11 protein-coding genes and 1 pseudogene are annotated in these 11,563 nt (G+C 58.6%); 5 read left to right on the top strand and 7 right to left on the bottom strand.

Translation table 11 applies throughout. The features are described from left to right. A pseudogene (locus tag ACVWXF_RS10005) lies at positions 1–524 on the bottom strand (choice-of-anchor Q domain-containing protein); the annotation flags it as partial. Between the two features lie 109 nt (positions 525–633). On the opposite strand from ACVWXF_RS10005, the gene ACVWXF_RS10010 reads away from it, so the two are divergent. Then, complete coding sequence (locus tag ACVWXF_RS10010) at positions 634–885, top strand: hypothetical protein (RefSeq protein WP_457474317.1); 252 nt, start codon at positions 634–636, stop codon at positions 883–885. Positions 886–1,019: 134 nt separating this feature from the next. Here the strand turns inward: ACVWXF_RS10010 and ACVWXF_RS10015 are convergent, their stop codons facing one another. The 4 genes from ACVWXF_RS10015 to ACVWXF_RS10030 all read right to left on the bottom strand — a co-directional run bounded on the left by ACVWXF_RS10015 (position 1,020) and on the right by ACVWXF_RS10030 (position 3,825). Then, positions 1,020–1,319 (bottom strand): hypothetical protein, encoded by a 300-nt coding sequence (locus ACVWXF_RS10015; RefSeq protein WP_457474301.1) that lies wholly within the window; start codon positions 1,317–1,319, stop codon positions 1,020–1,022. Between the two features lie 462 nt (positions 1,320–1,781). Beyond that, positions 1,782–2,363, bottom strand: coding sequence for a hypothetical protein (locus ACVWXF_RS10020; protein ID WP_143596976.1), 582 nt, complete (start codon positions 2,361–2,363; stop codon positions 1,782–1,784). Between the two features lie 56 nt (positions 2,364–2,419). Continuing rightward, positions 2,420–2,608 carry a hypothetical protein gene (locus ACVWXF_RS10025; protein ID WP_457474302.1) on the bottom strand — a complete coding sequence of 63 codons (189 nt, stop codon included), beginning with the start codon at positions 2,606–2,608 and terminating at the stop codon, positions 2,420–2,422. A gap of 158 nt (positions 2,609–2,766) precedes the next feature. Beyond that, the gene (locus tag ACVWXF_RS10030) at positions 2,767–3,825 is read right to left on the bottom strand and encodes a vWA domain-containing protein (protein ID WP_457474303.1); all 1,059 of its coding nucleotides are present in this window, start codon (positions 3,823–3,825) and stop codon (positions 2,767–2,769) included. 458 nt (positions 3,826–4,283) lie between these two features. On the opposite strand from ACVWXF_RS10030, the gene ACVWXF_RS10035 reads away from it, so the two are divergent. Further along, the gene (locus tag ACVWXF_RS10035) at positions 4,284–4,994 is read left to right on the top strand and encodes a hypothetical protein (protein WP_414330718.1); all 711 of its coding nucleotides are present in this window, start codon (positions 4,284–4,286) and stop codon (positions 4,992–4,994) included. A 39-nt stretch (positions 4,995–5,033) separates the two neighbouring features. On the opposite strand, the gene tyrS is transcribed toward ACVWXF_RS10035, so the two are convergent. Continuing rightward, entirely contained in the window at positions 5,034–6,275 is a 1,242-nt protein-coding gene (tyrS, locus tag ACVWXF_RS10040) for a tyrosine--tRNA ligase (protein ID WP_457474304.1), read from the bottom strand. Between the two features lie 210 nt (positions 6,276–6,485). On the opposite strand from tyrS, the gene ACVWXF_RS10045 reads away from it, so the two are divergent. The 3 genes from ACVWXF_RS10045 to ACVWXF_RS10055 all read left to right on the top strand — a co-directional run bounded on the left by ACVWXF_RS10045 (position 6,486) and on the right by ACVWXF_RS10055 (position 9,652). After that, a complete protein-coding gene (locus ACVWXF_RS10045; protein WP_457474305.1) occupies positions 6,486–8,474 on the top strand; it encodes a transglycosylase domain-containing protein in 1,989 nt (662 codons plus the stop codon). After that, positions 8,471–8,788, top strand: coding sequence for a hypothetical protein (locus ACVWXF_RS10050; protein ID WP_457474306.1), 318 nt, complete (start codon positions 8,471–8,473; stop codon positions 8,786–8,788). The genes ACVWXF_RS10045 and ACVWXF_RS10050 overlap by 4 nt, the downstream gene beginning before the upstream one ends. Before the next feature lie 264 nt (positions 8,789–9,052). After that, positions 9,053–9,652: a superoxide dismutase gene (locus ACVWXF_RS10055; RefSeq protein ID WP_414380927.1), complete on the top strand. Its 600-nt coding sequence runs from the start codon at positions 9,053–9,055 to the stop codon at positions 9,650–9,652. A 97-nt stretch (positions 9,653–9,749) separates the two neighbouring features. Here the strand turns inward: ACVWXF_RS10055 and ACVWXF_RS10060 are convergent, their stop codons facing one another. After that, positions 9,750–11,399, bottom strand: coding sequence for a serine/threonine protein kinase (locus tag ACVWXF_RS10060; RefSeq protein ID WP_457474307.1), 1,650 nt, complete (start codon positions 11,397–11,399; stop codon positions 9,750–9,752). Positions 11,400–11,563: the final 164 nt, after the last annotated feature.

Below are 11,563 nucleotides of genomic sequence, written 5' to 3' on the forward strand. Positions count from 1 at the left end.
TTGTAGATGCCGCCCCCTTCTTTGCCAGCACCATTGTTGACAATGCCGGCGTTGGTAACCGTTACCGTGCCGCCGCTGCCGTTGTAGATGCCGCCCCCTTCTTTGCCAGCACCATTGTTGGCAATGCCCGCTGCGTCAATGGTTACTGTGCCCAGGTTGTAGATGCCGCCCCCGAAAGAAAAAGCCCCATTATTGGAGATCTGAACATTGGAGACTGCAAGCTGACCGCCGACCTCCACAAAAACACCGCCACCGGCAGTATTTGGATCGTCTCCATCCGCACAGCCACTGGCGATCGCTACACCTTGTAGATTGAGCTTGCCTCCGCTGCTGACATGGAAAATGCGAAACTCGCCTCCGCCTGCACTACCGTTTAGATCGCATGCTATCGAAGTATTCCGCTGGATCGTCGCCCCGTTGCCTTGAATGGTGATGGTGCTGGTAATGTCCAGGTCGTCGTTGTTCGCTCCAGAGTCGGTTTGGTGTCCCGACCCATCGTCGTCTATCGACAAGGTATAGGTCATCGCTGCCGACAGCACAATCGTGTCCGCACCTGAGCCTGCAGAACACTCATTCACTGCTGAATCGGTGTTTGCGGCTATCACGGCCTCCCGCAGAGAGCACTTCCCGTCTATGGCTATGGCATCGCTTGTGGTGGTGACGGTGATCGTAGTCTGTGCCGGCGAAGGCAACTGCAAACCTGCCGCTGCCGCACAAGCCACCAGGGGCAATACGAACCTAGAACTGTATTTGCCCACACCTTGCCTCTCTGTCAATCAAGATGGCCTAGTAAGAGGATCCACACCTGCTCACCTGCGGCAACAAGCCATAGCTATTGAAGAGGGCCTTGGCAATCAGCTAACCTCGAAGACCTCCTCTCCCTAAATCTACCACTGGCTGCAGTGGATTTCCCATTCCACTCTTTCCACTCTCATTTCCCTTCTGCCAGCCGATAAGGCATGGCTACACCTTGGGATGAGAGGCTGCTCCCGGTTGAGGGGCAAGGTGTGGAATGGGCTTCACCTAGGAACGGCGACCTCGAAGCGGACGACACCGGCTGAGCCAGAACTGCCTCCCCCCACATTCACCACCACCACACCGTTGGGGTTGCTGATGCCCCCACAAGCAGGCGGCACGGCCCCACCCGCCGGAATGAAGGCCCCCCCATCCCCATCTTGGGCGTCGCTGAGGGCCACAGGGGATCCCCCTGTGCTCACCGACAGGCTGCCCGGCACGTACCGCAAACCCGCTGCCAAGGGATCGCACACCACAAAGGTGGAAGCGGGCGAGTCCAGCAGGAAGTGGATGGCAAACTGCACCCGCGCTCCTGGGCGCACCGGCAGGTTGATGGCCCCCTGCAGGAAGGTGCTGGCTCCGCCTGGCCAAGGGATCCCTGGGTTGTCGTTGGGGTCGGTGGGCTCGTCGAAGAATTCGGGGATAGGAGTTCCGTTGAGAGCGGTAATCCGCTTGACCAGTCGGATCCCTTCGCCTGGGGGAGGTGCTGGGCTGGGTGTGGGCGTCGGAGTGAGTGTGGGCGTCGGTGTCGGGGTGGGTGTGGGTGTCGGAGGAAGCTAGCTTGCTCTACCCCCAAGAGAACCATTAGCAGGGCTGTGGAAACGGTGCCCAAGCTGCGACTAAAAAAGCAAAGCAATCTTTCCAGTTGACCAGGACGAAATGAAGACGGTTTTGAGGTCAGCATTCAACACTCCTCGGCTCTCTCAGCGCGTTCTCTTGAAACACAAAATCAGCTCACATCAAACTTGACTAAAACGAGGCAGCCATCAGTTATCTACCCTCACCGAAACCGTGTTGCTAAAGAGCAACGAGCCCGATGCTGAACGAACAACAGCTCTGTTGGTGATGATGGTGGGAAGAGCGGGAGTTTCAGGAGCAGGCACAAATGGAGTCGGCGTAGGTGCCGGCGGTAGGGGTACGGGAATGCGGAGGCGGCAGGGCTGATCCGATTGATTGCCTTCTGGGGCATAGCAAACGCGAATAAGATCCTCCACAAAGCGAAGCTGATTAAAACTAAGTTGATCCGCTTGTCGAATGATGTCCGTAATGATTTCCTCCAGGTCTCGGGCTGTTCTGGAAAGAGGTACGCTGACAAACAGAATATTCTCCAGATCCCTAACTTCGGGGGGAGCTAAGTTGGAGAAAGGTACTCTATCCCGCTCCCGCAGCAAGATGCGATAAAGGGCTTCACTCCAAGGGGAAACATCCACAGCAGCACTGAAAACAAATCCCCGCAGGGGTATAGACTGGCCGGACTGACGCCCTTGGCCCAATAGGTTGGACTGAACCGATACCAACTTCCCCGGCGGTTGAATAATCGATCCGGAAAAGGGGATGGTGAACCGCAAGTTGCCCTCCAAGGCAGTGGTTGACAAGGCAGGCAACAAAATGTCCCCTCTTGAGCTTAGGTTGAACAACTCAACCTTATTGCCTCTTGAAAAGAGCGGCCCTCCCGAACAAAGGGCGGCTGTTGAGCCTGAAGGGCAAAGCTGAGCAAAGGGATCCACCACCAACCCCAAAATGGCAGAGGCAAAGGCGGAGCCGGGATCCCTTGGCGGCGACCCCACAGTCGAGGGGCTGCTGGAGGTACCACCACCGCAACCTTTCAGGAAAACCGTTAGGGAACCTGTAAGCACTGCCGCCAGGACAAGCGCAGCCGGTTGCCAAAATCTTCTGGGTATACCGAGTCGTCGAAACATTTGCTTATCGCCTCGCTCTCGATTAGGGATGTTGTCAGCCTGCGGAATGACTCTAGCGGGATCCCACCGTGAGAACAGCGTCGCTGAATGGCGCCACAAAACGGCTGCCTTCTCTCTCAACTCTCAGCTCGCCACTGAGAAGATAAGAACCAGCAGATAGCGGAACATTGCTTTGCACCCTCACCTGCAGGCGGTGCTCCCCAATGGCAGCAGGGAATAAGTTGGCAAAGGGAGCTTCCAGCCCTTCAGAAAACCGTGCCAGCACAAAAGTCCCCTCAGTAGCTGCAGCCAGACGCTGTAACTCCAGAAGATTCAAATCGACCCCCAACCCAACCACATACACGGTGAGTTTTTGTCCTCGCTCTCTGGCCAAAGTTGTCAGCTCCTGAGTAGCTTGGTTGATGGAGCGGGTGCTTTCGTTGTCAATCCCATCGGTGAATACCACCAAGCGGCGGTTGAAACGCTCGGTGGGCCGAAAGTCGCTCAAGAAACGCCCGGCTTCTACCGTGGCATCGTAGAGGGCAGTGTTCCCCCCCGGAACAGCGCGCAAAACGCCTCGTCTCAGCAGCTCTTTGTCGCCGGTGAAGTCCTGCAATAGCTGAGCTGTGCGCAGAGGCTGCCCCAAAGCTGTAAGGCCAAAACCTGCCCCCCGGTTGTCAAAGCGCAGAATGGCGCCCAGATCCAGGGGTGCAGGGCGAAATTGATCCAAGAGCCGAAAAACAGCCAGGAAGCGCCGAGATTGGGGATCCAAAACCAGCAAGCTGCCTGAGCCATCCATCAGCACTGCCATGAGCAAAGGCCGCTGAGCCAGATCCGACGGGGGGTTCTCGATCCGGGTGGGTGTCAGGGTCAAGGCTACCGGCTGCGGGATCCCTAGCAAGTCGGTTACCCGGTTTACCTGCAGGCTGACCTGGCCGGCAGAGAGCTGGGTTATTGGTTGGGGCGGATCCCCGCCTTGCAGGAGGGCGATGTTGAACTCCATTTCCCCTTGTGTGCCAGAAAAGGAGCGGGTCAGAGCCCCATTGAACGTCAGGCGAGCTTGGGATCCCACAGCAGACGGATCAATGCCTGTGCCGCCAGAAGAGCCACAGCCGGCAAGGCAGCTTCCCACGAGCACCAGGAGAAGCAGCCAACCAGCTTTTTGGCTTTTTACTTGACCGGGCTGTATTTTTACAGTCATTGCAGCTGCCAGTGCAAGCATAGTGGGGTGGCATGAAAGTACGGAGTTAGAATACCACCCAGTAATTCCGAAAGCTACTGTAGCGCTTGGTGTAGGCGTAAAGATTTTTACTGCAGTTAGAGGATCTCGAGTTCATCTTTTTTCAATCTTTTTTCACAATGCGAGCACAGCGGGTCTCAGCTTTGAGCCTAGTAGGGCGGCTAAAGCCTGTCTGCTCGGAGAATTGCTTCGAGATAAAGACCCCTTTGTTTTGCCACTTGTGGCAAGCGTTCTCGCTGACCAATTGTCAAATAAGCCGGCGCTCTCCTCCGTGGCCTATAGTTCATAGCAGCTCATCAGTGCAGGTGTAAGCTCTAAAAGGATCCCCTGGGTGAGGAGGAGAACTGAACATGGCGGCAAAGCAACTCAAGTTCTATTGGAGCCCCCAACACCAGCTCTTTAGCTGCGATGGCGCCAAGTTGGAGGGGCACGGCTACATCCAAACCAACCCCTCCCATGACCTGGTTCACCTGCTCATTGCCGCCAACGGCAACATGCCCTGGCAGCCGGTGGAAAGCCGCGAGCAAACCTGCTTTGCCGAGTACAACGCGGTGATGCTGGAGCACCTGTTGGTCAACTGCTTCAACGCAGCGGTGCTGGGATCCCTGCCTGCCCAGCAGATCATCCCAGAGGCGCGGAAGTTCTTGCGGTGGTTTGTTTCAGAACATTACGCCCCTTTTCCGGTGTCTGAAGAAGAGGCTTTTCGTCGCTTTGCTGCGCACCTGGATATTGAGCGCATTGTGCGTTTGTTCCCCTATTTTTACAGTCTGCGGGCTTGGGAATGCTTCAGCCTCGATTACCGCGCCGAGACCTACGACCTGGAGTTCACCTCCGAGGATGATCCCGTTCGAGAGGCCCCGGAATGGGCGGCGGATCCCAACATTTTGGAGACTCAGGAGCTGGTGCGGCAAAAGCTCTCTGAGGCAGTAGCCGAGGCGGGCTCGATCCGGCCCAAACCGGAGCCCGTTTTCCCGCCAACTTCGTCAGCTTCTCCTCTGTCCGATCCCCCAGCCAAGACCAGGCAGAAAAAAACCGGACTCGGCTTCAAGCCTGCCCGTTGATGGATCCCCTCACCCCTTTCCCACAGGGAGAGGGGAAGACTAATCTGCGCCTTTCACTAGCCGACGAAAGGCCTTTTTGCCCACCTGCAAAATCCGCCCGGCCAGCTCCGAGGCATGGGCAAACTCCAGGTCGGGATCCTCCACCTTTTGCCCATCCAGCCGCACGGCGCCCCCTTGAATCTGCCGACGGGCCTCGGCGGCACTCTTGCACAGGCCACACTCACGCAGGATGTAGCTGAGTTTAACAGGGTAAGACAACCCATCGATGGCAAAGGTGGGGATGGATCCCGTTTCGGCAAGAATACCGTCTAGCACCAGGGCTTGGGCGGTGCGCTGGGCCTCTTCTGCCGCTGCAGGGGAGTGAAACTGGGCCACTAGGGTCTTGGCTAGGAGGATCTGCCGCTGGCGGGGATCCTGCGGCAGCTCGGCAAGGGGCACTGAGGTGAGCAACTCAAAGTAGCGCTCCACCAGGTGATCCGGCACCTTCTCCAGCTTGGAGTACATGGTGAGGGGATCCTCAGTCAGCCCCACGTAGTTGTTTTTGGACTTGGACATTTTCTGGTACCCGTCCAACCCCTCCAAAAGCGGCACCGTCACGCAGAACTGCGGCGCTTGGCCCTTCCAAATTTGCAGATCCCGACCGGTGAGCAGGTTAAAGCGCTGGTCGGTTCCCCCCAGTTCTACGTCGGCTGCCAGAGCCACCGAGTCGTAGCCCTGCAGGAGGGGATAGAGAAATTCGTGCAGATAAATTGGCGTTCCAGCGCGGTAGCGCTGGGCAAAGTCTTCTTTGGCCAGCATCTGCCCCACCGTCATCTGGGCCTGGAGTTCGATCAGCTCACTGAGAGTCAGGCGGGCCAGCCACTCGCTGTTGCGGCGCACCTCCAGCCGACCGGGGGTCTCAAAATCCAAAATCTTGCCGGCTTGCTCCAGATAGGTGCGGGCGTTTTCCTCCACTTCTGCCGGGGTGAGGCGGGGACGGGCCTCCGATTGGCCAGTGGGATCCCCGACCAGCGCCGTGAAGTCCCCGATGAGCAAAATAGCCACATGGCCCGCATCCTGGAACTGGCGCAACTTGCGCAACACCACTGAATGGCCCAGGTGTAGATCCGGTCGGGTGGGATCGATGCCCAGCTTCACCCGCAAGGGACGATTTGTTGTGGCCAGGCACTCCGCCAGGGCAGCAGGCCCTCCCGGAAAGATCTCGGCCACCCCCCGCTCAACAATTTGGGCTATCAACGGATCCCGGTACGCTGGCGAAACTGAGGCTGACGATATACTCAAAGCCTGATCCTCCGGCTGAACCCATGAGCCATTTTAAGCCCACGCAAATTAAGCCCACGCAAAAGATGGTCGGCTCTCAACTCGCTCCACCTAGCCCGGTTGGAGTTGTCGATGGGTGAGGTTGGCCATCCTGCTGCCCCAATAGACGCCGCCCTATAATGGGTCTGGCTTGTTGTTGCTTTGCAACACGGACGTGACAGGGTTTTTGACGTGACCTACGGTCGCAGACCATTGGCCCGCCGGGCGAGAAAGCCGGGGTTGGAGCGTGTCTCCAATTCCCCTTTTTCCGGATCGGGGTTTGACGAGCACGCCGACTATGCCCCACCCGCCCGCCCCTCCCGGATCGCCCAGGTTGCCGGTGCAGTAGGCAATCTGTTGCTGGGATCCCTGCTCTTGGGATCCACGGCAACGGCTGCCGGATTGGTGGGGCTGGCCATTAGCTTTCGCAACTTGCCGGACGTGCATCAATTGCGGGATTACGTGCCCATTGCCACCACCCACATTGTCGATATTCGGGGCGAGCCCATTGCCAGCCTACATGGGGAGGCCAACCGGGAAGTGATCTCCCTTGAACAGGTCTCGCCGGAGATGAAAAAGGCCTTGCTGGCCATTGAAGACAGCCACTTTTACACCCATCCAGGCATTAATCCGGTCAGCTTGGGCCGGGCGATCCTAGGCAGTGTGGAGGGGGGTATAGGCTCGGCGGGGGGGGGATCCACCCTGACAATGCAGTTGGTCAAGAACCTGTTTTTGAGGCCGGAGCGTACCCTCAGCCGTAAAGTCGCCGAGATCGTGTTGGCGGTGCGCCTAGAACAGGTCTTCAGCAAAGACGAGATCCTGGAGATGTACCTCAACCAGGTGTACTGGGGGCACAATCTCTACGGCATCCAGGCGGCGGCCCGCAGCTACTTCAACAAGGATGCGTCTGAACTGAACTTGGCTGAAGCGGCGATGTTGGCTGGGATCCTGCCGGCCCCGGAAACCCTCAGCCCCTTTCGCAACCTGGAGGGAGCCAAACGGCGGCAACACCTGGTGCTGGATCGTCTGGTGGAGCTGAAGTGGATTACCCCCGAGGAAGCCCAGGCGGCGCGGGAGCAAAAGCTGACCTTAGGCCGCATTACCTCCTTTCAAAGTAACGCCCCAGCAGTTACCGACGCCATTGAGGCGGAGCTGCGGCGCCGCTATGGGGAACAAGCTCTAATGCAAGGAGGTCTGCGGGTTCAGTCCACCATCGATCTGCGTCTGCAGCGCCTTGCCCAGCGCATTGTCAATGAAGATGGCCCCCGCATTGGGGCAGCTCGTCGTGCCGATCAAATGGCTTTGGCGGCAGTGGATCCCCGTACCGGCTATGTGAAAGCCATTGTGGGCGGGATCAACGCTCAGCGGGGCCAATTTAACCGCGCCACCCAGGCGTTTCGCCAAACGGGATCCACCTTTAAGCCCTATGTGTACTACGCGGCTCTGGCCAGCGGGCGCTATTCACCCGGCAGCATCTTGGAAGATACCCCCGTCACCTATCCCGGCTCGCCACCCTACAGCCCGAAAAACTACGACAACACCTTTTATGGCCCCCTCACCTTTGCCCGGGCTTTGGAGCTCTCCCGCAACGTGCCCACGGTCAAGTTGGCCGATGATGTCGGGATCCGCAACGTCATTGCAGCGGCTCAGGCCACGGGTATTACTGCCGAGATGTTCCCCAACTTGGCCACAGCTTTGGGCTCGGCCAGCATCAGCCCCCTGGAGATGGCGGCTAGCTATGCGGTCTTTGCCAATGGCGGATATCGGGTGGAGCCGACCCTCTTGGCCCAGGTGGTGGATCGCAACGGCCAAATCCTCTTCGAGGCCAGGCCCCAGCCGGAGCGGGTTTTGGATCCCTGGGCGGTGGCGGTGCTCAACCAAATCCTCGAAGGGGTAGTGACCCAAGGCACCGGGAGGGCAGCTCGTCTGGACGATGGGCGACCCGTGGCCGGTAAAACCGGCACCACCTCTGATTTCCGCGACGCTTGGTTCATCGGCTATGTGCCGCAACTGTCCACCGCCATTTGGATTGGCAACGACAACAACTCTCCCATGCTGCCGGGTACGGCAGGAGGCGCTTTTGTGGCCCCCACTTGGAAGCGCTTTATGACCGAGGCTCTCCAAGGGATCCCACCTCAGGACTTCCCCAGCCCGCATCAATTTCCCCCTCCCGGACCATGAGCTACAGCGAGGAGCGGCTGGCGCGTATCGAGCGCACGGTGGAGGCCAATGCCCAGGCCATCGCCCAACTGGCCCAGCAAAACCAAGAGCTGATGCAAACCATTGCCGGCACCGAGGAGCGCATTGCCAGAGCCGAGGAGCGCCTCGAGGCCGAGGTCAAACGGTGGGACGAGCGGTTTTTCCAGCTCAGCCGCGATACCCTCAACTTCACCCGCAATGTGGTTACCATTGCCGCCATCACGGCGGTTTTGATCCCCCTGCTCAGGGATGTCGCTCCCCTGCTGATCGAGCTGCTGCGGGAGGGATCCCGTTAGCCCTTGGTAGCCGGGACGATCTTGCTTTTCCGACCGCTGGCGAATGGGTGGTTGTCGGCCATTGAGCTGAGACGACCGCGGTTCCACCTCTCTGGGGTCGAGCCATGTCCCAGCCGGAATCGAGGTGTCCAAGGGATCCCAGCGCGTACTGATTCTGAGTTACACTAAAACTGCAAAGAAAGGTAACGCCTTTTTCTGGTTCTCCTGACCCTTCGCCGCGTTCTTTCTTGCGTTCCTTGCACAAGACACAGAGGACAGACGATTATGGCTTTTGAACTCCCAGCTCTGCCCTATCCTGCTGACGCGCTGAAGCCCTACATGTCGGCAGAAACATTTTCCTTCCACCACGGCAAGCACCACGCGGCCTACGTAGCCAACCTAAACAAGCTCATCGAGGGCACCGATCTGGCCAATAAGTCCCTAGAAGAAATTATCAAGGCCACCTTTGGGGATCCCAACAAAGCGGGTATCTTCAACAATGCTGCCCAAGTTTGGAATCACACCTTTTTCTGGGAATCCATGAAGCCAGGCGGGGGAGGTGCGCCTACCGGGCCTATTGCCGACAAGATCAACGCCGACTTTGGCGGCTATGACAAGTTTGCAGAAGCCTTCAAGACGGCAGCTGCCACCCAATTTGGCAGCGGTTGGGCCTGGCTGGTGCTGGACAACGGCACCCTGAAGGTCACCAAAACCCCCAATGCCGAAAACCCCCTGGTTTACGGCCAAACGCCCCTGCTCACTTTGGATGTGTGGGAGCACGCCTACTACCTGGATTACCAAAACCGGCGGCCTGACTTCATCAGCGCCTACCTGGAGCACCTGGTGAACTGGGATGCCGCCAATGCCCGGCTGGCTGCCGCCTGACTCTACCTGTTCTGGGATCCCTTGACGGGGGATCCCATCGAAGACTAGCCCTATGTCTCTGTTTGCGAAGGGATCCTTGGGGATCCCTTTTTTGCGCCTAGTCTTTCCCCAAGCGTTCTCGCTCCTCGCGCAACCGCTCCAGAAAGCCAGGGGTGGGAGGTTGGGTTGGAGGGGCTGCAAGGGGAGCAGAAGTTGGAGCAACCCGGTTCACTTGGGGAAACAAAGGTTGATTGATGGGCTGCGGCGGGAGAGGTTTGGCCGGGACAGGGGCTGGAGAAGGTGGAGCAGGGGGAGGGGGTGTGGGCACTGCAACCGGTCGGGGTGGAGGCACAGCAGGGGCTGGAGGAGGAGGTGACACCTGCTGAGTTGGAGCAGGGGGCTGAGGGGTAGAGGACACTGCCTCTGGAGTTGCCGCTGGCCTGGGTGTGGGCTCGCTTGCGGACTCACCGATTCCCAGATCTGGGGCGGGATCATCCTCAAACACCGGTTTGCCCTCCGGATCCCGCGGCAGCCAGTCCAGCAGGGGTTCAGGAGTGGCTGAGGGATCCCGCTCAGGGTGCTCTGCACCGCCGACTGGAAGGGGGCGTTCGGGGGCAGCAGGCGGTCTTTCGCTGCCTGGGCCCGGATCCAACAGCAGACGCAGGCCCCAGAAGGTGCTCCCCGCAATGACAACAAAAAGGGCTATCCCAGCCCAGAGGGGAAACGGCTTGGCCTCGGGCTCTGCCTGGGTACTGAGCAGGTGTGTGCCCGACTGCCCTGCATCCACCGCCGCCAGGGTGCGCTCGGAGAAGATGGGTGCGGTTGGGGGGGGCGCGAGGGAAGAGCTGGCAGCGCTCTGGGAGTGCAGGGATCCCTCCAATTGGGCGCTGAGAACCTTCATATCTTGGGGCCGCCGGTCGGGATCTTTGGCCAGACAGGAGAGCACCACCTGTTCCAGCTCCAGCGGAATCTCATAGGGCAAATTCGAGCGATCGAAGGGCTGAGGCTGTTGGTAATTGTGGGCCTCGTACCAGCCGGGGAAAGAATCGCTCTTCGGCTGGAGGGGGTGTTGCCCGGTCAACATGCGGTAGAGCACCACGCCAAACGAGTAGATATCCGAGCGGGCATCCAAGGCTTCCCCGCGCAGCTGTTCGGGAGAGGCGTAGCGCACCGTACCCAAAAAGCCGGTGGTCTGGGTGCCAAGGGCAAGGGAAACCTCGCTGAGCAGCTTAGCAATGCCGAAATCCAAGATTTTGACGGTTTCCCCCAGGGTTTCATCTTTCAGGACGAAGAGGTTGCTGGGTTTGATGTCGCGATGGATCACCCCCTTGATGAGATGGCCATCCTGCTCGGTCTCTAGGTTGTGGGCGTAATAGAGACCGGCGCATACTTGGCGGGCCATCCTCACCACCTGTTGAGGCGGCAGCACCGGCTGCTTGAGCATTAGCTCCCCCAAACTGCGCCCCGTCAGGTATTCCATCACCAGGTAAGGTTGGTCGTTCTCTAGGCCATAGTCCAATACCTTGACAATGGCAGGGTGCTCCCCCAGCAGCGTGCTGATGCGAATTTCCTGCTGAAAACGTTTGTGCAACTGGCGTCGGGTGTTGTCATCGCCTGCCAAGTTTTGGTGCAACAGCTTGACCGCCACCGGACGGTTGAACAGGCGCGTATCGACAGCCTTGAACACCCGCCCCATGCCACCTGCTGCAATGCTGTGAACCAGTTGATAGCGCTGGCCGATCACTTTTCCAGGAGCAAGCTGGTTCATGGGCAGCCCAAGAGCATGTACCCTCTGATTTTAATGCGTGTTTCTCGGGGGTTTCTCCCGCCTTTCTCTGGGCACTACTGCCAAGCTGTTTTCACTGCTTAATGTGTCTTAATGTGTCTGATGTACTTACTTTTGAATACTTATTAAACGCCCTGCCAGTAATT

Source organism: Thermostichus sp. MS-CIW-40, assembly GCF_054058315.1.